Consider the following 20,401-nt stretch of genomic DNA (forward strand, 5'->3'; position numbering starts at 1 on the left):
TGTTCGGGGGTGGTATCGCGATTGATCCCACCACCGACACTGTGTATGTGGAAGGCCACAATTCAGTACTGGCAATCAACGGGGCCACAGACAAGGTGGTCCATACCATGCAGTGCCAGCATCCGACGGGGGTGGTATCGCGATTGATCCCACCACCGACACTGTGTATCTCACTGGGGTAGACGGTCTATCCACCGTTGCCTTCGCGTCTAGGAGTAGCAACACTGGCTCGTCTAATCTTCTATGGGTAGCTGGAGGAGTTATGGTGATCGTTGTCGTCAGTGGTGGAGCAGCGTTTAAGCGTCGTCGGGCAGCCGAGCTGCGGGAAGCACATGACAGCGGGTTGTGATATCTCTTCTGTGCCACCGTTACTGAGCTGGATCTGTTCTTCGTTCTACCATCGTTTCGATGGTCGGCGAGGCCCATCGGTAGGAGGGTCGTGGGGTGTTATCCAAATCTATTCATGCAGTCAAAGGTGGTCTCCTTCAAGCACCAGTGTGTCCATGTGTCGCCGATTGCCCCTTGATCAAACCTCTTCGCTGCAATTGCTACGCATAACCGAGGATTCAATGCTGGTGTTGGGGGAGAAACTCGAGACATCAATAATCATTGCACGAGTCGTGTCCCTTTCATAATGTTCCGATTGAACTCCCATTTTAACTGAGCAAACCATCGCAACGATGGCCTTTATGAGCGACGATCGCCCAAGAACATTGCCTGCCTGCTGGGACTGCCCTCACAGCCGGCCGAAACGGTTACTTCGAGATGCGCGCGAACATACCAGGACGATAGCACCCACGAGAACACAACAGAGGTCTTGGAGTACTCTGCGTTCCAATTCTCAAGTCCAGGCCGATTCCCCACGGCATATCAACTGCCAAATAGGAAACCGTGGCGCCCTGACTCCAAACTTTTTCCCGCCTCTCTCTGTTGTTCATGCCTGAGGAGCATCGCCAATCCCAGCACGAAAGCACTACTGCCTATCCGACTTTCTATTCCTTTCAAATCGGTTCCATTCGGGGCGGCTCGATGGGTGGCGGTACTTCGACTTTGTAAATGGTCGGTGAACCCGTGGCATGAATTTCAGTCCGGATGAAAGCAGGACTGAACACGTAGCGCTACAAAGTGGTTACTGCTAGTCGTTCTAGTGAGGCGAGTGTGCGAGGAAATCTAAACCAGTTTCACTGGTTGGAGGCAAACCAGGTGCGAGCTGAAGAAGGTTGAAGACAAAATCGCGTACGCGGTTCATCGGGAGTACCTGGTTGGCCTTGTGGGTCGAGTCCTGGGACGGCTTTCCGACAGCGAGGAAGGCTCTTCACTGGTCGATTGGTGGTGCGGGGATCGATACAGAAGTAGATGAAGCATTGAGCGAGGAGCTCAGCGAGCCGTAGCACCGGCTTTGATGTACGGCTTGTCATTCTTGAGTAGCATCAACATGGTGCCTTCACTCTTGTTGAGTGCTGAGAGATTTTCGGTCACAGATACGTAGGTAGCAGCCGGATTAGACGGGTCGCTATAGACGTCGCCGGAGATAGTACTACCGCGATAGTTCTTACTGTTGACTACAATACCAACGGTCTCGTCTACATGTAACGAAGTGGGAGAAGCACCAGCGGTGTGGTACGCAGCATCCACCGCTACTTGAGGCGAGAGCGGGGCTGAACTCGTCTTGGCGCTTGTTGTGCTAGTGCTTCCACAGGCTGCTAGAACTAGCGGAAGGACTGCTATTGCTGTTACTGGTAGGACAATACGACGCATAGAAATTACTTCTTTCCACTAGATCGTTAAAGGCAATGTAAGCCCGAATTGTATCGTGACAAAGAGCTACAGCTGCTTTAAGCTCGTGATTGGCTTAGCCGATGCCGGTGCGTTTACCGTGAACTTCACTCCGTAGTTGCTGTACTGCTGCTGTACGCGGATAATAACAAAATGATACTTGACTGACGACCCTTTGACTGGGGCAAACGTGGCAGCAAACACACCGTTTACGTCAGCAATCCGGTTGGTGCTTTTCGTGGTCTCGATGGTTAGCTTGGCGTTGCCGGGCGCGTGGTGTGCAGACAGTACCGCGCCCAACGAAGACGATAACACGCCTTTGGATTTAGCCATAGCCGGAATCAGCTTCGTATACGGTGCTGTTGCTGTGTAGACGTTAACGGCTTGCCCTCCAACTATTGATGAACCGTCAGCCGTGATCTTTGCAGAGCCTACGAGAGCCGTGAGCAAGCCCGACTGTGGGCTTTTGATTGCTGTTGGCGTAATTTGGTTTGATGCCATGCTGTCAATGTTGTTGGCATAAGTCTGCAACGATATCACTTTCCAGCCTGACGTTACGCTAAGGCCACTGCCGTGAATACCACCGGCATTGATGTACAGCTTGTCATTCTTGAGTAGCATCAACATGCTGCCTTCACTCTTGTTGAGTGCTGAGAGATTTTCGGTCAAAGATGCGTAGGTAGCAGCCGGATTAGACGGGTCGCTATAGACGTCGCCGGAGATAGTACTACCGCGATAGTTCTTACCGTTGACTACAATACCAACGGTCTCGTTCACATGAAATGACGTGGGAGACGCGCCTGCGGCGTGATACGAAGCGTCAACCGCTGCTTGAGGAGAGATACGAGCTGCGCCCGTCTGGGAGCTTGTGTTGGTAGCCGTCTTGGAACTTGTTGTGCTAGTGCTTCCACAGGCTGCTAGAACTAGCGGAAGGACCGCGATTGCTGTTACTGGTAGGACGATACGACGCATAAGATATGCTTTCTTTCTTGTTGTTTACTTGTTGGCTTCACGGGCGCAGCTCGGACATGCAGAATGATCTGCTGTCGTATGCGCGAACCATCTATAGGGCTTCCCGCATATAGGACACTTGATTATTCCTTGCATATTGTTATTATAACCTAGAGTATAGACTTTTTGTTGTTCACGTTCCATCGTGTAACCGGTTCGACTGGAACACCCGCGTTGCGTGCTCGCGTAATCATGTCTTGGGTTCTACGTCCTCCAGCGAATGCGATCACTAAATTGGCTCCGCTGTCCAGCATCTCTTGATTGCGAATCGGCCCAGTAACCTTGCCGTGCTTGTCCCAGTTGGCAGGATGTACCTCAACTGTCAATCCGAGCGTATTGGCAATACGCCCTGGACGGCCCCAGGTGCATCTCCGTGTGGAAACGCTTGACTAATCTGGCCCCACCACGCTTGACTTAATTGGCCCCACCCTCAACACCACGGTTCGTGGGCTTGAAGCATGCGAATTGTTTCAAAAAGTCAGAAAAGGATGTTGAGAGTGGAGCTCTATCAGAGTATCAGGCATGCCGTTAGTAAAGAGGGTTGTTCAATTCGGGCGACAGCCAAAGAGTTCAAAGTCCATCGACGAGAGGTGCGTCGGGCACTTGCCAGCGCTATCCCACCAGAGCGCAAGTCGACTATCAAGATGCGTCCAAAACTTGGACCCTACGAGTCGACGATACGTGCGTGGTTAACGGAGGACCTAAAGGTTCCAAAGAAGCAGCGACACACCGCAACGAGGATCTGGCAACGGCTCGTCGATGAGTGCGGTGCCGATGTCTCAGTGTCTTCGGTGCGGGTGATGCTGGTGGTGCTTGGGGCAACGGCGTGCTTTGTACTAGGCGCCGCGCGACTCCTACTAACCGATAGTATTTCGCTACTGGGGCTACCAGCCTCTTGTGGAAATCCATTGGCATACCTCATGGGTTCCGACAATGCCCACGCATTGGGGCTCCTGGTATGTCGAGGACCGCTCCGGAATGCTGCGATAGAGGGCATCGCTCTCATAGTCCTCGCAGTGATCCTCTTCATATTCGCATTTGTGATATTCATGAGTACCATGCTGAAGAGGCGTCCGAATAGTGCAGATTCTGGCGAGATCTCGTGGTGGTTGGTCTCGAATCGCGAGGGTTGGTCTTGGCCGGCGCTGCCACTGTGAGTTTTGTGGAGCTGAAGTGCACAAGATGAAGATCGGCAGCCCTCGTCAGAGCGGCGGCCATCCTCACTATTGACTGGGTGCTCGCCCGACTCCACTCGGGAACTCGCTGTCGACTCTTGGGTGAGTCCAGGACCTCTGGCTCCATACACTGATTACATGGCAAGCCTGGAACCCGACAACAACACAACCTTCCTCGCTATTGGCGATGTCCATGGCCACTGGGACTGTGTGATCGAGGCGATAGCTATGGCGGAGGCGATCCTTGGGAAGGTGCCCGACCTTGTCCTCCAAGTGGGAGATGCTGAACCACATCGAAACGAAGAGGATCTAGCTGGCTGTCATACTCCTAAGAAGTACCGTTCACTTGGAGACTTCTCTGCCCTGCGTCAAGGAGATATCCGTTCACCTCTGTACTTCATCGGTGGGAATCATGAGCCCTATGTAGCCCTCGATGCATTACCTGGACCCTTTCCTGCCCCCTGGGGAGATGACCTGTCGGTCTACTATCTCGGGAGAGCTGGAGCGACAATGCTCGAGAACAGACTAAAGGTTGCCTGGCTCTCTGGGATATCGTCCCCGAATGCCGATCCCGGTACGCGATCCGAGTCGTTACGGGCTCGAACCTACTTCTCGCGCGAGGAGGTAGCCACGACACTCCATGAGGCGTCTCGTCTTGGCGAGATTGATGTCCTCTTAACACATGACTGGCCGAGTGATATGCGTGTTGGCCGCGGCAATGATTCAACCAGAGACCTCATCGAGGCTATCAGGCCGACGCTACATCTTTGTGGTCACATGCACGCTGGGTTTGAGGGCACAATCGGCACTACCATCGTCAATGCTTTGAATGCGGTACCACCAGCGACAAAGAAGCAGGGTCGTGAACGCTTTGGATGGTGGAGGCTCTATGAGCGTGATGAGTCAGGTGGGATTCGGTGTCTAGAGGTGGGGAGATAACGGTGTTGTTTCTCTCGGTGGCACAAAGATAGGATCTATCTACGCTACCGTCAGCATTTAGCCGAATTGGTTGGGTCTTGGAGGGTTCGGATGGAAGCAGTACTTGAGCGGGTGATCGCCAAGCACAGGCAATTGCTCAGTTTGCCTCCGCTGTCTGTAGCGAGTCCACAGAGCCTTCGCAATGAATTTATGGTCCGCTATGTATATGAGACCACCGCTATAGAGGGCAACTCTCATACTTTGGAGGAGACCAGAACGATCGTCCAAGATCGCATGACCGTCGGAGGTAAACTCCTTAGAGAACGCTTTGAAGTAGTCAACATCCACCATGCCCTCATCTGGCTAGAGGACTCCATCGCCTCTGGCAAACCCATCAGTGAAGAGGTGATCCTTGAGTTGCACGCAATTGTAATGGATCGAATCCGTGGCCATGACGCAGGGGCTTACCGACGACAGCCGATTCGTATTTCGGGATCCCCACACATCCCGCCTCACTGGATGACGGTGCCAACTGCGATGCGAGGATTGATTGAGCGCCTAGATCGAGGGCCAGAGAACGAGGATCCAATCACGTTCGCAGCCCGCGCCCACATCGAGTTCTCCCGGATCCACCCATTTACAGGCGGTAACGGGAGAATGGCTCGGCTATTGGTCAACCTGGTGCTTATGCGTTTCGGATATCTACCGGCTATGTATCGCGTTTCGGAGCGTAACGAGTACATCAGCGCTCTCGGGCGAGCCTACACAGACGGCGATGATACTGAGTTCATAGCCGTTACCGCAAAGGCGGTGGAGGTTATGATCGATCAACGCTTGGAGTTAGCATTTAGATCTAGAAGTGGCCCTTGGTGGAGACGAGGGGACTCGAACCCCTGACCTCCTGCGTGCAAAGCAGGCGCTCTTCCAGCTGAGCTACGCCCCCGTGAAATAATCAAAACATCTCTGTTTGATCTAGAGAGTCTAACCGTCTCATTGAATCTGCCGACTAATCCTGCGCATTTGGACGAGCTTGGAAAGCTGCATAGAGCGGAACGCCCGTCTACACATACTCAAGGCATCCATGTTACGACTAGCTAGCAATAACATTGAACTATTCCCGAGAAATATTCTGCAACAAATATTACACGACTTCCGCATTCAGTCCGATAGTTATCAATTATGATCATCGCAACACTAGTTAAGGGCGTATCAGGGGGGGTTGGATGACGTCAACATCAGATTCGGGGCGACTGCGAGCAGGAGCGATTGGTCGTCGCGAGGTTCTATTCCAAAGCATCACCGCGATGGCCCCGGGTGCGGCAATTGCCGCTTCGATTCCGGCTGGCGCAGGTTTTGCCGGAGGTGCGCTCACCTTAGCTGTTATTGTTGCACTTATCGGCAGCCTGCTCACCGCCTTTTCGATCAGTGAACTCGCCTCTCGTATTCCTTCAGCAGGATCGTTTGCCACCTACGCGTCTCGCGCTTTGCATCCAATCGTAGGTTTCTTCGTTGGTTGGGGATACGTGTTTGTATACGCACTCGTACCAGCACTGCTCTTTCTTCAGCTTGGGTTTACGGTCGCGGGTACGTTCAACTCCGAATTCGGTTACCCAAGCAACCTGTGGTGGCCATGGTCTCTGTTAGGTATCGCTCTAGTGGGTGCGCTCGCTCTGCTCGGAATCACCACCTCTGCCAAGACTGGAACGATCCTTGGGAGTATTGAGATCGTAGTCTTCCTAGCTGCCGGAATTCTCTTCGTAGTACACGCGGGATCCCACAACACACTGTCGGTGTTCACCACCAAATACACACCAAAAGGATTCCACGGTATATCGGGAGTTTTCGCTGGTTCGGTGTACAGTCTCCTGGCATTTGCTGGATTTGAGGCCGCCGCTCCACTAGCTGAAGAGGCGAAAGATCCCAAGCGGACCATTCGTTTCGCGATTCTAGGGTCCACATTGGCGATCGGACTCGTCTATGTCTTCACCACCTATGCGGCTTCGGTAGCTTATGGGCCAGCTCGGTTCTCGTCCTTCGCCGGCGCGGGAGCCGCCTCCTGGATTGGACTGAGCCGTGACTTTTATGGCCTTTTCTGGATTCTGATCTTTCTAGCAATCATTAACTCCACCATCGGCAACGCCAATGCAGGCACTTCGGTCTCCACCCGAATGGCCTTCGCCTTAGGACGTATTGGGGTCTTCCCAGGTATCCTCGGCAAGGTACACGCCAAAACTAAGGTCCCCCATATCGCCGTGTATTCTCAGATTATCGTTTCAGCTGCAGCTACGTTGATCCTTGGGCTCGCATTCGGTCCAGAGAATGGATTTGCCCTCGATGGAACTCTGATCACGATCGTCGTCGTTGCGGTCTACATATTGATGAACCTCTCATCGATGGTGTATTTCGCACGGTCTATATCTGAGGAACGCTTTAACTTCTTCTCGCACGGTATCGTGCCGATTCTGGCCATCGCGTTCCTATTCCCAGCATTACTTGCTGGTGCTGGAATCGCGGCATTCTCATTCATCTCACCACTAACCGCACCAGCTTCGTATGCAGGACCCATAGTAGCCATCTGGCTGATCCTCGGAGTGATAGTATTTGTACGTCTTCGTTCGGCCTCGCCAGGAGCGGTGAACCGCATCTCAGAGGTCTTCCTCGAAGAGATTGTCGATGAACCGAGGGCATGATGAACCATCAAATTATTAAGTTCACTCCAACCGAAGAGCAGCTCTGCTGGACGTTTGGTGGACGCGAACCGGTCATGGAAGTAGAGCCGGGGACGATACTTGAAGTATTCACTGAAGATTGTTTTGCTGGGAAAGTCCGAAGTGAGACGGACCTTGTGTCTGAAGTCTGCGAATTTCCATCCTTGAATCCTCAAACTGGGCCGTTTTACATTAGAGGAGCCGAGCCGGGCGACACCGTAGTAGCACACTTCATCGAAATCGAACCCGCTCGAGACTGGGCAGTCTCCACCACCGTTCCACTCTTCGGGGCTCTTACCTCTACTCACCTGACGGCGACACTTCAAGATCCACTACCAGAGATCGTGTGGATCTGGGAACTTGATCGGAAAACTCGCCAATGCCGATTTCGGTCGAACGTGGGCGAGTTCTCAGTCGAACTGCCCATGGATCCAATGCACGGCACCGTCGGAGTTGCGCCTGCTAATCTCGAGGTTCGCTCTGCATTGGTACCTGATGCGCATGGCGGGAACATGGATACCCCTGAGCTTCGTGCCGGAGTTACTTGCTATCTAGGCGTCAATGTTGAAGGGGCACTCTTTTCGCTTGGTGATGGTCATGCCCGACAGGGTGAGGGAGAAAGCTGTGGCGTAGCCGTCGAATGCGCCATGAACACGGTCCTCTACCTTGACCTAATAAAGGGCACCAGCACCCCCTGGCCCAAATTGGAGTCTGACAAGTACCTGATGACGACCGGATCAGCACGTCCGCTCGAGGATGCATTCAGAATAGCCCAGGTCGAGATGGTGGATTGGGTGGCATCCTTATGTGGGATCGGCCGCATGGACTCATACCAGTTGGTCTCACAGTTGGTGGAGTCACCACTGGCGAACGTCTGTGACACCAACTACACCTCGGTTGCCAAGGTAAACCGCCAGTATCTGGGGGACATTTCCGCCCTGTATGGTGGTGCGCACCAACACGCGAGACGGGTGGCCGCGGACTACCTCAGTGGCCGCTAACCACTCCAGCAGGCAAGAGAGCTAGCGACGAACAAGTTAGCATTTTGCCATGAATGATCGCTACCACGAGATGCTCAGCCTTGTGGCGCTTACAGAGGAGGACTGGCCTCTGTGGAGAACGCTAAGGCTTCAGGCATTGGAGGACGCTCCATATGCATTTGGCTCCACGCTGGAACAGTGGAGCGGGGACAACGATCGCGAGGATCGGTGGCGTGGCCGACTGCGGAACTCTGCGCTGACGCTAGTCTGCCTGTTCGATGGAGAGCCAGCCGGCATGGTGGCCACAACACCGCCAACAAAGATCGAGACTGAGCTGCAATCAATGTGGGTAAGTCCCAGATTTCGAGGTAGAGGAGTAGGCGACCAGCTGGTGAACGGGGTTTTGCAGTGGGCGACTGAGTATGGTCTTGCCCAGGTTCGTCTTGGTGTCCGCGCGACCAATCAGCCAGCGCGTGAACTCTACGAACGGCATGGATTTATTGACACTGGCGAGCGCCACGATGAGCCAGAGGGATTATGCGAACTCAGCATGGTGAGAATATTGCCAAAATAGCGATCCAGCTACAGCCTTTCGCTCCAAGTTCGGGTCTTTGATTGCGTGCTAGAAACCTCCATCCTCCTGGGCAAGCAGCTATCACCGCTCAACGATGGACCAATTGCATCTTCAACCGTCTCCTATCGGATCATCTTGTTTACCATGCGTTCACTATTCGATTACTTGAGCGCAACCTTCCGTTTTCCTTACGCTCGCACAGGGCCGCTAGCTTGAAGACTACGAACATGCAACGGTACTCGCGGTCAGGAGGATCCAGACTATGGCAGACTCAGAGGCGCCTATGAACAACCTCTATCACTCCCTGGACGAGGCCAAGGTTGGACGTAAGCACTGGCTTACAGTCTTCACCTCCGGCATGGGGTTCTTTACAGACGCGTATGACCTCTTCATAATCGGCACAGTGACAGTCCTGCTCACGCCTATATTTCACCTCAACACCAATCAAATCTCGCTGTTGAACTCGATATCGCTGTTGGCGTCGGTGGCTGGCGCGCTTACCTTCGGCCGTCTGATGGACAAACTTGGCAGAAAGCGCATGTATGGGGTTGAAGTAGCGATCTTGGTAGTTGGAGCCATTCTTAGTGCATTTGCCTGGAACTTCACCTCGTTGCTGATCTTTCGTATCATCGTTGGCTACGGTGTGGGCGGCGACTATGCAACCTCCGCTGTCATTACATCTGAGTATTCGAACCGAAAATCTCGAGGCAAGTTGATTGGGACTGTCTTCTCTATGCAGGCACTTGGACTTATTGCAGGTCCAGCCATAGCTTCAATTTTCTTGAGTAGTGGCGTACCGTCCGATCTATCCTGGCGAATCATGTTGGCACTCGGTGCGATTCCAGCAGCGTCGGTAATCTATCTTCGTCGGAAGATTCGAGAGACCCCACGATACACTCTCGGAATTAAGGGAGACCTCGCCGCTACCGCCAAGACGGTCGCATGGGTAACCGGAGAACAAGCATTCGTCTCCACGGAGAAGCAAGCGACAGCCGGAGCCAGCATGCGTCCTCGTCCTATCGCTAGATTGACCCAAAAGCCATTCCTGTTGCGGCTCATCGGAACCGCAGGAGGCTGGTTCCTACTCGATATCGCTTTCTATGGCAACTCGGTCTCATCTCCTCTGATTCTCAAGCTACTACAGCCGAAGGGGTCGTTGTTATCTCACACATTGTTATCACTCCTTATTTTCGCAGTAGCTGCCCTCCCTGGGTATTGGTTGGCCGTTTTCCTTATGGATCGCATTGGCAGACGGCGAATCCAATGGCAGGGTTTTGCCGTGATGGCCGCCGCCTTCGCACTCATCTGGTTGATTCCAGGCGGGGCGACCTCCGTGGCGATCTTCCTCCCGCTCTTCGCCATTAGCTACTTCTTCACTGAATTCGGCCCTAATGTCACCACGTTCGTCTACCCAGCTGAGGTCTTTCCCACATCAATACGCGGTACCGCAGATGGTATTTCAGCAGGAACGGGTAAGTTCGGAGGCTTCCTAGGTGCGCTGCTGGTCCCCCACCTACTCCAAAGCGTGGGGATCAGTGGAGTAATGGGAATCATGGCCGCTGTCTCCATCGTGGGAGTTCTCCTAACCATAGTCGCGCTTCCTGAACCCCGCGGACGCTCCCTCGAGGATGCGTCTGGTGAATTGCCTGTGCTATTCGAGCCCAACTCGGCCTCGACCACGTCACCAACCGCCACCGCGAGTTAGTGACGTCCATTCCATCCTGAGCAACTTAAGGTCCACGCCGTTTCTCCGGTGCCGTTAACACCTAGCGGCTGACTGCTAGCCCAGTGTGGGGCTAGCTACAGATACCGCCGATTTAAGCACTCTTGACTGAACTTTACCATAATGTCTATACGACAAGGTTGGTCCCCATTGTGGTAGCAGCACAGGAACTCTAAGGTTCACCCCATGACGCTACGGAGATGGGAAACAGAGGGACGTATTGATCCTCCTGTGCACACTCAGGGAGGTAGAAGGCGTTATGACCTCTCAAAACTGCGCGCTATTGCGCCTCATAAGGCTCCATCTACCAGGACCACCATTGCTTATGCTCGCGTGTCAACCAGTGGATAGAAGGACGACTTGGTTCGCCAGGTAGCTTTGTTAGAGAGTTATTGCGCTGCGAACGGGTGGACCTACGAGGTCATCTCTGATCTAGGGTCAGGACTCAACCATCACAAACGAGGACTAAAGGCGCTCGTATCGAGGATCTGTTCTGGCGAGGTTGGACGACTGGTGCTCAGTCATAAGGACAGACTGCTCCGGTTTGGATCGTAACTGGTGTTCTCCCTGTGTGAGCACTGAGGTAATCATTATCAACGCTAGCGAGGACTCGACCTTTGAAGAGGATCTTGCAAATGATGTTATCGAGATTGTGACCGTATTCTCGGCCAGGCTACATGGCTCCAGAAGCGATAAGAACAGACAGGTTATGGAACGGCTTCAGGAGGTAGCCAAAGAGGTAAGTCCATGACCCGATGTCCGAGCCTTCGATGCCAGAGCCTTCGATGTCCAAGCCTCATCCTATGGTTAGATTCCCATGAAGCGCACGGTACGCCTAGCCACGTTGCCACTCAACAAGGGCAAGTATGGGGAGCTGTGCTTGGTGATCGGGCACTATAGCGACGCAAAGCGCGTCTTTGTGGCTCATCTGCGCCAAGCCAGCCTGTGGGGACTACTAGATCGAAGCAAGAGCTTCCGTGACTATGCCAAGGCACGAGGGCTATACCCAACGAGCATCAACGTTCATCTGATAGACCAAGCCGCCTTTGATGCCGTGGATACCTGCATTCGCCACATCGAGTCCTGTTTTGCCAGAGCTGACATCAAAGCAAAGACATGGCGGCGATTCACAGACGAGAACGAGAGGCATTATGCCTACGCCTGTCTAGCACGGTACTCGGCCATCGGGCAGATCATGGGTGGTGGCGTGCCAGAGATTCCAACGGTGGCTATCCCTCCTGACGCGAGAGCGAAGATAGCTGCATACCTGCACCGTGTCATTCGTGATGCGCTCGGTAGTAGCTGGCCAACCGTCGTCAAGGCTCGCTCTATGTCTTTGGACTCTGGCTTGTACTCTGTGGCTGACGGCGACACTCCTAAAGGCAAAACCAGACGCTATGTCCAGGTTGTTGGCCCAACCCACCACAAGCGCATCTCACTACCGCTGTCTGGGATCTCTCGGGTGTCGGGCAATATCAGGGTTGTACTAGACGAAGAACACAAGCGAGCCTTCATCCACGTAATCTACGACGTTGCACGCCTACCCAGGGCAACCGGCCCCGCCGTGGCTCTTGACTGGGGGATCACCGAGGTCTGTACTGATAGCTCGGGAGTCCATCATGGCAACGAGTATGGCCGAGCGCTTACATCCATGACTGAACGCCGGAACAAGACCGACAAAGCAAGGAACAGACTGCACGCACTGTCAAAGAAGGACGCTGGCTCTAGGCGAACCAAGCACATCGCCAGAAACAACTTGGGTACAAAGAAGCAGCAGGCTCGCACGAGACGTGCAAGAGCGCAGCTCAAGACCATTTCCGGCGCTGCGATCAAGGAGGTGGTCTATGGAGACGGGAACAGAACCAGAGCCAGAAAACGAGTTCCCCAACTTCCATCACAGCGGCCAAGAGAGATCATCATCGAAGACCTCTCTCACTTGCAAGGCAAGGCTAAGGCTAAGAACATCTCTCGACTCTGCTCATCATGGGCAAGGAACGAGAACCAAGAACGCATTACGGTACATGCCTATGTCGGAGGTTCCGGCATTAAAACGGTCAACGCGGCCTACAGCAGCCAAACATGTCCTGATCCAGGGTGTGGGTATGTCCATAGTGACAACCGACACGGGGATGTGTTTCACTGTCGCAATCCCTATTGGGATTGCAACTGGCAGGGCGATGTAGACCACGTAGCCGCCATGAACCTACTCAACAGGATCGAAGATCGCGAGATCAACCGGTTCACTCCCTATGGGGAAGTGAAGAAGATCCTAGAGGAGAGGTTCCTACGCGCAAATGGAAAGCAGAGGAATCCCGACAGATGATGCTGCTACCGCTCAACGGCTGAGACTCCAAGCAAACCACGACAACCCAAGTTGGACGTGGGAGGTGGTCAACCATCGACTCGCCTTAGTTCTGTCCCTGTGGATAGGGCAGAACACGCAAAGGCGGCTGGAGAGCGAAAACAAAAGAGGTGCATATAGATGTATATGTATTTCGGAGCGGCACAGCCACCACGTCGGATCCTGGTCTCTCCCAGACTCAGCCAGCAACTTGCCTCTTGGCTGCACGGGTGCATTCCTAGAGGAGCTTGGCTATCCACACACCCATGGCCGAATCCACGCCGATGGTAAAGGTGATGCGGGATCCGCGGAGACGTGAGTATCCGCAATGGATCGGCGGTCTACATACGTGTTATCAGAAGTGGACCCTGGATCGCGTTCAACATTGGTCCCAATTGCACTGCATCCTCTCCTGTGCACGAGCTAGTTCCACACGGGGACACGCATCGACGACGGAGCCAACAAATATGTCGTCTACGTTGACGACGGCAACGGCCATCTACACCCCACGTCAACGGAACAGCTTCTCATAGCGACGCCGATAGTTCGGCAGACAGAGGAGAATGTAGATCATCTCCAATCAGTGAGAAGATCTCGCAGACGACGACTGTTGACTATATTATTCTGTCAGCCCCAAGCCGAGCTTGCAGCAGGCAAAACACCTAGCGCAAGGGTAGTGCTTGGCAAATCGCGGCAGCTTCTCGACCTGTCTTGTGATCCGCAAATCCGTACTGTTGGGAAAGCTTCGGCAGGGGTCCAGCATTCATAAAATATCTAGGGAATTTGGATGCACCTATCTGTGCTGGAGCAGCCTACGAAGCCGTATGCCGCGAACGGCCGATCCAGTCAGAATTTGATCCGCAACAGTGGGGCTACCTGGACTCGAACCAGGGACCTCAGCATTATCAGTGCTGCGCTCTAACCAACTGAGCTATAGCCCCAGAAACATCCACTTTAACAGCCCGAAGCTCGGCAGTCCGCCGGTTAGGCGCTTCCAACATAGGAATAAGGTATACGTTCAATCACGGCAACTTCGTTGGCGCACCCGCTGAAACGACTCCGTCCTAGTTAGATCCAGATGAGCTTGAATCTCCACCTGAATCTGATTTATTCGAACCAGAAGACGACCCCGCCGTAGCCCCGTTACCCGTAGCGGATGCCGAACCCTGCCCAGAGCTTGGCAAACTCAAACTTGGGACCTTCGTGCCAAGAATGTCAGAACAGAACTGCGGAACTGTCAGACCTTGATTTAGTGCATTCTCTGCCAGTCGCAAAAATCGCTGCGATGATTGCAACTTGGGGGCTTTCGTCGCAGCTTTCGAGGATGACTGCAAAGTGGTAACGGCCTTGCTGTAGGAGACGCAGAGACCGCGGTAGCTGGCCTGTACCGCACTCCCAGTAAGTCCTGGCGCTATCGCCGTTCCCTTCGCCTGCTTGCTGTCGCTGCTTTGCTTGCTCTTGCCGTTTTGCTTGCCATCGGGACTCTTCTTCCCTTGACTAGAGCCGGTCGTACTGGGCGTAGTCTTCGATCCCGATGATGTCTTCGACTCGCCTTTGCCTGTGCCTGTGGAAGGCTTCGGAGAGGAGGTCTCGTTTGAGGAACTCGCGGCCTTCGAAACGGTCCCAACCTTATCAGAGGCTTTTGCTGGCACAGTACTTGTCGTGGGATGAGCTGGCGCGTGAGTGAACGCATGTGTCAACGCTGCTGTAAATCCGCCTCCCGCGACGACAAAAGCCGCAGCCGCCACTGCTACCTTGAGTGGGGTAAATCGGGAAAGCACACGCTCTCTACGTGAAGACCTTACAGGAGCTAATCGACGGAAGGCAGCAACAGCCAGATCCTCTCTGGCTAACTCACTGGCCGTGGCAGGAGCTTGTGCTCTTTGAATGAGGCGAGCCAAGTGAGCATACGACCCGTCACCTTCGCCGCCATTCAAAATGTTCTCGATCTCTTCTGGATCCAAAGTCCTTTATACTCCTTGCCCTGCAGGAATAAACGCAACAACTCTCATATACGTTACGCCTTATCCTTTAAATTTTCGGCAATCTTGGCCAACGACCTATGTTGAATGACGCGCACCGATGCCTCGGACTTTCCCACCAGCGTCCCAACCTCTTTTGCGCTCAGTCCACCAAGAACCCGCAGCAACACTATTTCGGCCTGCTCGTCAGTCAGGCCGGCCACCAGCGCAGCTACCGCTTCGTCGATTTCGAGTTGTTCCGATGCAGGGGTATCTGAAAGATCCTCTACGTCCATCTCAACAGTTATCTGCGGTCGGACCGCTCGCCTCCGGTAGAGGTCTATCGTGCGACGCCGGGCGGTTGCAAAGATCCATGCGCGGAAAGCGACCTCGTCTCCCGTGAACTTCTGCAATCCCTTAGAGACCGATACCCACACCTCAGAGGCGACGTCCTCGGCGTCCACGGCGAGACGACTTCGCAGAAATCTGAGCAGGTTTGGGTGATAGGTCCGATAGAGAACCCGAAAGGCTACCTCGTCACCCCGTTGAGCCTGTCTGAGCACCTCGGGGAAGTCTTCAATTCCAAACTGGCTCAATCAGCTCCTCGACAACATCATTGGCGTGCAAGACACTGACGTCTTACTCCTACAACTCTGGAACGACTCTACCGTCCGGCCCCAAAAACTACGTACTGGCACTCTCTCGATCCCAGCCAAGCATCAACTGGACTAACGCCGTTGTCAGTGCCATAAAGCTCAGCCAAACCGTGGACATCTCTACTCTCCACACCTGTCTCCGAGCTGAACCTGGTGTCAATATTTTTTGATAACTTCCCGGCCCTAGCGTCAACAGACCCTCAACGTTGAAACTTTTACCAAGCCAGTTGCACTGTTGGAACGTAGGCTAAGCCCATGTTGACGAACTGGGAGTTTGCATGGCGTTTGTAATTGAAATCGTTATCTTGCTTGTCGTGCTCGGCTTGATATGGCGATATCTAGGTTCGTATCTCACCGCAGTATTTGACGGAAGAGTTCATTTTCTAGACTGGCTTGAACTGCCTCTACTGCGACTTCTGGGTATACAGCCGGGGTCCGAGCAGAGTTGGCGTCGGTATCTTCGGTCCTTGCTGGTGTTCTCTGTGATCTCGATCGTAATCACATATCTCTTGCTAGTATTCCAAGGGCATTTACCCTTGAATCCTCAACATCTCAGTGGTCTTACGCCAGCCCTAGCATTCAACACCGCAGTTTCGTTCGTCACCAACACAAACTGGCAGAACTACTCCGGTGGAACGACAATGTCGTATCTTTCACAGATGGTGGCACTCGCCACCCAAAACTTCGTCTCTGCCGCCGTTGGGCTAGCCGTAGCGATCGCTGTCATCCGCGGCTTTGCCCGCAAACACTCGGGTACCCTCGGCAACTTCTGGGTCGACACAATCCGCGGCGTCTTCTACGTCCTCCTCCCTGTCTCTATCGTTATGACGCTTGTCTTTGTATGGCAAGGTGCCCCACAGACCTTACTGGGACCGGCGCATATCCACAACGTCCTAAACGGCGTACACCAAACCATTCTTCGAGGACCGGTCGCTTCGCAGGAGGTGATAAAGCAACTTGGCACCAACGGTGGTGGTTTCTTCAATGCCAACTCAGCCCACCCCTTTGAGAGCCCTACTCCTTTCACGAACTTCCTAGAGATAGTACTCATACTTAGCATTCCGGTCGCGCTGACTTACACCTTTGGGAAGATGGTTGGCAACATCCGCGAGGGCGTCGCTGTGCTCATGGCTATGGTCATCCTGTTTGCAGGCACCTTTGCATTCACACTCGCAGCCGAGAAGGGCGCTAACCCTGCCATAAGAGCTGCCGGCATCACTAGCACCCATGGGAATATGGTCGGCAAAGAATCACGATTCGGTGTAAATAATTCAGTGTTATTCGACATAACCTCTACCCAGACCTCGACCGGCTCGGTCAACTCGTCCGCCGACTCCTATACCCCGATCGGTGGACTCGGGATGTTGGCGGGCATGATGTATGGCGAGGTATCTCCAGGCGGCATTGGAAGTGGGATGTACACAATCTTGATCTTCGCTATCCTTACCGTGTTCATCGCTGGCCTCATGGTAGGTCGAACACCCGAATATGTACGCAAGAAAATTCAGAAAACTGAAATCATATGGGCCTCAATCGGTGTCCTGGTGATGCCTATCACCGTACTGGTACTCACGGCAATTACGGTTGCCCTTCCTGGCGAGCGGGCCGCTATTTTGAACCATGGGCCCCATGGATTCTCCGAAATTCTCTACGCCTTTACCTCAATGGGGAACAACAACGGCTCAGCTTTTGCTGGCCTCGGAACCAACACGGCCTACTACAACATCGTTGGTGCGATCGCCATGCTCATTGGGAGATTCGGAGTCATCGTGCCAGTTATGGCCCTGGCTGGATCTCTAGCGGCCAAGGAGGAGGTGCCGGTAACAGCTGGAACCTTCTTGACCGCGACGCCTATGTTCACCGGATTGTTGGTTGGAATCATCTTGCTTGTAGGTGCTTTGAATTTCTTTCCGGCGGTGGCTCTTGGGCCCATCGCGGAAGCTGTCGTACATGGGAGGTTCTTTTAGATGACCGCTGGCGTTCGAACCAAGGGTGTAGCGGGGTCGAAGTCCCTCTTTGACCGCGACATCTTCACCGCAGCAATTAAATCGTCGTTCGTGAAACTAGACCCTCGGGTTCAGGTTCGCAATCCAGTGATGTTCGTGGTCTATCTAGGGACCATAGTGACTTTGATCGCCTCGATCATCCATACCTCGTTGTTCTCATGGATAGTCACGGTCGTACTCGCCTTTACCGTACTGTTCGCCAACTTCGCCGAAGCAATGGCGGAGGGTCGCGGCAAGGCACAGGCAGACACCCTGCGAAAAACACGTACGGAGACCGAGGCGCGACGACTGACTCCAGATGGATCTGAGGAGGTGGTACCGGCGAACCAGCTCCAGACCGGAGATCTCGTAGTCTGCGAAGCGAGTGATATCATCCCCTCGGATGGAGAGATAGTAGAGGGTGTCGCATCCGTTGACGAATCCGCAATCACAGGCGAATCGGCTCCGGTAATTCGAGAGGCCGGCGGCGATAGATCATCAGTAACAGGAGGCACCCAAGTACTCTCCGACCGGATCGTGATCAAAATCACGGCCACGCCTGGAAATTCGTTCCTAGATCGTATGATCTCGCTAGTGGAGGGCGCGGACCGCCAGAAGACCCCTAACGAGATAGCGCTCTCGATTCTACTCATAGCGTTGACGGTGATTTTCGTTCCCGTTGTTGTAAGTCTTGAGTACTTTGCCCACTTCGCACACACAGGAATCGCTATAGTCACACTGGTCGCCCTCCTTGTCTGCCTCATTCCTACCACCATCGGTGCCCTACTATCAGCCATTGGAATTGCTGGAATGGATCGTATGGTTCAAAAAAATGTGTTAGCGATGTCAGGTCGAGCGGTAGAGGCTGCTGGTGACGTCTCTACGCTCCTGCTCGACAAGACTGGCACCATCACCTTCGGAAATAGAATGGCGTCTCGCTTTGTCGGTGTCGGCGGAACGCCCAGTGATGAGCTGGCTCGCGTCGCCCGACTTGCCTCACTGGCCGACGAGACTCCAGAGGGTCGTTCGATCGTCGTTCTCGCGAAAAACGAATATGGGATCCGCGATAACGAGGCGACGACTGACTATGAGTTCGTCCCCTTCTCGGCCACCACCAGAATGTCAGGTGTCAACATCAACGACGTTCAGATTCGTAAAGGGGCGACCGAAGCCGTCAAGCGATGGGTGCTTGACCAAGGTGGAGAGGTTCCTTCTGAGGTGGACGATATCACCAAGGAGATTGCCAATGCCGGCTCCACCCCACTCGTGGTCGCTCAAAACAAAAAGGTACTAGGTGTCGTCGAACTCAAAGACGTCGTAAAGCCCGGTATTAAGGAACGCTTCGCGGAACTACGCAAGATGGGAATCCGCACGGTCATGATTACCGGCGATAATCCACTGACAGCGGCCGCGATCGCCTCCGAAGCTGGGGTCGACGATTACCTTGCTGAGGCAACTCCTGAGCGCAAACTTGAACTGATCAAGGAAGAACAGGAGGGGGGAAAGTTAGTCGCGATGACCGGAGACGGAACAAATGACGCTCCGGCACTCGCCCAAGCAGATGTCGGTGTCGCGATGAACTCAGGAACGGTCGCGGCCAAGGAGGCCGGCAACATGGTCGACCTGGACTCGAGCCCGACCAAGTTGATCGAGATAGTCGAGGTTGGCAAACAGCTCCTCATCACTCGCGGAGCACTTACCACCTTCTCTATCGCCAACGACCTCGCTAAGTACTTCGCGATCATCCCAGCACTCTTTCTTGCCGCCTACCCGCAGCTGAAGGTGCTCAACATCATGCATCTTCACTCCCCCATCACCGCGATCCTCTCAGCCGTCATCTTCAACGCCCTGATCATCATCGTTCTCATCCCGTTGGCGTTGAGAGGCGTTAAGTTTCGACCTGCCGCCGCTGGTGAGATCATACGGAGAAACGTCTTCATCTATGGAGTTGGCGGGGTCATCCTACCCTTCATCGGAATCAAACTGATCGATATTATCTTGACTGTAACGAGGTTGTACTAATGCTTACCCAGATTCGTCGCTCGATCATTCTCGCCATCTTCTTTGCTATCGTCGTTGGGCTTGCCTATCCACTCGTCGAGACCGGACTAGCTAACGTGCTCTTCCCCTCTCAGGCCAAGGGATCTATCACCCAATACGGTTCCACCGAGATCGGCCAACACTGGACTGGGACCCATTGGTTCCATGGTCGGCCCGACTCCGATAACGACACCGCGACCGGCGGTACCAATCTTGGGCCACGATCGAAACAACTGCTACAAAACACGAAGGCTCTCGTTGCCTTCTGGCATGCACAAGGGGTTAATCCGACCCAAGAACTGGTCACCACCTCAGGCAGCCAAGTCGATCCCGATATCTCGCAACAGAGCGCCATCGTACAGATTCCTATGATTCACCGATCGACTGGTATCTCTTCGCAACGTTTGCTTCAGCTGATCAAATCCCAGACGACTGGGCCACAGTATGGCATCTTTGGCGATAGCTACGTCAATGTATTAAGCCTCAATCGCGCCCTCGCCGCAATCGAGCATCATTGATGCTAGGGGTCATAGAGCCTCGTGCTACCTATGGC

16 protein-coding genes, 2 tRNA genes and 1 pseudogene are annotated in these 20,401 nt (G+C 53.8%); 13 read left to right on the top strand and 6 right to left on the bottom strand.

All coding sequences use genetic code 11. The features are described 5' to 3' along the window. The first annotated feature begins 112 nt into the window (after positions 1-112). Positions 113-349 carry an LPXTG cell wall anchor domain-containing protein gene (locus FEAC_RS08395; RefSeq protein WP_052566088.1) on the top strand — a complete coding sequence of 79 codons (237 nt, stop codon included), beginning with the start codon at positions 113-115 and terminating at the stop codon, positions 347-349. 1,028 nt (positions 350-1,377) lie between these two features. On the opposite strand, the gene FEAC_RS08400 is transcribed toward FEAC_RS08395, so the two are convergent. Beyond that, positions 1,378-1,758 (bottom strand): hypothetical protein, encoded by a 381-nt coding sequence (locus FEAC_RS08400; protein WP_035391853.1) that lies wholly within the window; start codon positions 1,756-1,758, stop codon positions 1,378-1,380. A gap of 66 nt (positions 1,759-1,824) precedes the next feature. Beyond that, positions 1,825-2,748 (bottom strand): hypothetical protein, encoded by a 924-nt coding sequence (locus FEAC_RS08405; RefSeq protein WP_035391852.1) that lies wholly within the window; start codon positions 2,746-2,748, stop codon positions 1,825-1,827. Between the two features lie 536 nt (positions 2,749-3,284). On the opposite strand from FEAC_RS08405, the gene FEAC_RS08410 reads away from it, so the two are divergent. The 3 genes from FEAC_RS08410 to FEAC_RS14705 all read left to right on the top strand — a co-directional run bounded on the left by FEAC_RS08410 (position 3,285) and on the right by FEAC_RS14705 (position 5,777). After that, positions 3,285-3,944 (top strand): hypothetical protein, encoded by a 660-nt coding sequence (locus FEAC_RS08410; RefSeq protein WP_035391850.1) that lies wholly within the window; start codon positions 3,285-3,287, stop codon positions 3,942-3,944. Positions 3,945-4,100: 156 nt separating this feature from the next. Beyond that, entirely contained in the window at positions 4,101-4,901 is an 801-nt protein-coding gene (locus FEAC_RS08415) for a metallophosphoesterase (protein WP_052566089.1), read from the top strand. 90 nt (positions 4,902-4,991) lie between these two features. Continuing rightward, on the top strand, positions 4,992-5,777 hold the full coding sequence (locus tag FEAC_RS14705; protein ID WP_081901281.1) for a Fic family protein: 786 nt from the start codon (positions 4,992-4,994) through the stop codon (positions 5,775-5,777). Here the strand turns inward: FEAC_RS14705 and FEAC_RS08425 are convergent. Then, a tRNA-Ala gene (locus tag FEAC_RS08425) sits at positions 5,748-5,823 on the bottom strand. The genes FEAC_RS14705 and FEAC_RS08425 overlap by 30 nt on opposite strands. Positions 5,824-6,103: 280 nt before the next feature. On the opposite strand from FEAC_RS08425, the gene FEAC_RS08430 reads away from it, so the two are divergent. From FEAC_RS08430 to FEAC_RS08455, 6 genes and pseudogenes are all read left to right on the top strand, one after another. Next, on the top strand, positions 6,104-7,570 hold the full coding sequence (locus FEAC_RS08430) for an APC family permease (RefSeq protein WP_035391845.1): 1,467 nt from the start codon (positions 6,104-6,106) through the stop codon (positions 7,568-7,570). After that, positions 7,567-8,589, top strand: a complete 1,023-nt coding sequence (locus FEAC_RS08435) for an acetamidase/formamidase family protein (protein ID WP_035391842.1) — start codon at positions 7,567-7,569, stop codon at positions 8,587-8,589. The genes FEAC_RS08430 and FEAC_RS08435 overlap by 4 nt, the downstream gene beginning before the upstream one ends. A gap of 49 nt (positions 8,590-8,638) precedes the next feature. Further along, entirely contained in the window at positions 8,639-9,142 is a 504-nt protein-coding gene (locus FEAC_RS08440; protein WP_201773881.1) for a GNAT family N-acetyltransferase, read from the top strand. Between the two features lie 262 nt (positions 9,143-9,404). Continuing rightward, the gene (locus FEAC_RS08445; RefSeq protein WP_052566090.1) at positions 9,405-10,847 is read left to right on the top strand and encodes an MFS transporter; all 1,443 of its coding nucleotides are present in this window, start codon (positions 9,405-9,407) and stop codon (positions 10,845-10,847) included. A 204-nt stretch (positions 10,848-11,051) separates the two neighbouring features. Further along, positions 11,052-11,616 (top strand): annotated as a pseudogene (locus FEAC_RS08450) (IS607 family transposase). A gap of 66 nt (positions 11,617-11,682) precedes the next feature. Further along, positions 11,683-13,188, top strand: coding sequence for a zinc ribbon domain-containing protein (locus FEAC_RS08455; protein WP_052566091.1), 1,506 nt, complete (start codon positions 11,683-11,685; stop codon positions 13,186-13,188). 885 nt (positions 13,189-14,073) lie between these two features. Here FEAC_RS08455 and FEAC_RS08460 read toward each other — a convergent pair. The 3 genes from FEAC_RS08460 to FEAC_RS08470 all read right to left on the bottom strand — a co-directional run bounded on the left by FEAC_RS08460 (position 14,074) and on the right by FEAC_RS08470 (position 15,763). Further along, a tRNA-Ile gene (locus tag FEAC_RS08460) sits at positions 14,074-14,147 on the bottom strand. Between the two features lie 123 nt (positions 14,148-14,270). Beyond that, on the bottom strand, positions 14,271-15,170 hold the full coding sequence (locus FEAC_RS08465; protein WP_035389882.1) for a hypothetical protein: 900 nt from the start codon (positions 15,168-15,170) through the stop codon (positions 14,271-14,273). A 53-nt stretch (positions 15,171-15,223) separates the two neighbouring features. Beyond that, positions 15,224-15,763, bottom strand: coding sequence for an RNA polymerase sigma factor (locus tag FEAC_RS08470; protein WP_052566092.1), 540 nt, complete (start codon positions 15,761-15,763; stop codon positions 15,224-15,226). Between the two features lie 338 nt (positions 15,764-16,101). On the opposite strand from FEAC_RS08470, the gene kdpA reads away from it, so the two are divergent. The 3 genes from kdpA to FEAC_RS08485 are packed head-to-tail and all read left to right on the top strand — an operon-like array spanning position 16,102 to position 20,366. Then, complete coding sequence (kdpA, locus tag FEAC_RS08475) at positions 16,102-17,790, top strand: potassium-transporting ATPase subunit KdpA (protein ID WP_035389884.1); 1,689 nt, start codon at positions 16,102-16,104, stop codon at positions 17,788-17,790. Then, positions 17,791-19,830 (top strand): potassium-transporting ATPase subunit KdpB, encoded by a 2,040-nt coding sequence (gene kdpB, locus FEAC_RS08480; protein ID WP_035389885.1) that lies wholly within the window; start codon positions 17,791-17,793, stop codon positions 19,828-19,830. Beyond that, positions 19,830-20,366: a potassium-transporting ATPase subunit C gene (locus FEAC_RS08485; RefSeq protein WP_035389887.1), complete on the top strand. Its 537-nt coding sequence runs from the start codon at positions 19,830-19,832 to the stop codon at positions 20,364-20,366. Before kdpB ends, FEAC_RS08485 begins: the two co-directional genes overlap by 1 nt. Positions 20,367-20,401 lie beyond the last annotated feature (35 nt).

Source organism: Ferrimicrobium acidiphilum DSM 19497, assembly GCF_000949255.1.
Classification (GTDB): Bacteria; Actinomycetota; Acidimicrobiia; order Acidimicrobiales; family Acidimicrobiaceae; genus Ferrimicrobium; species Ferrimicrobium acidiphilum.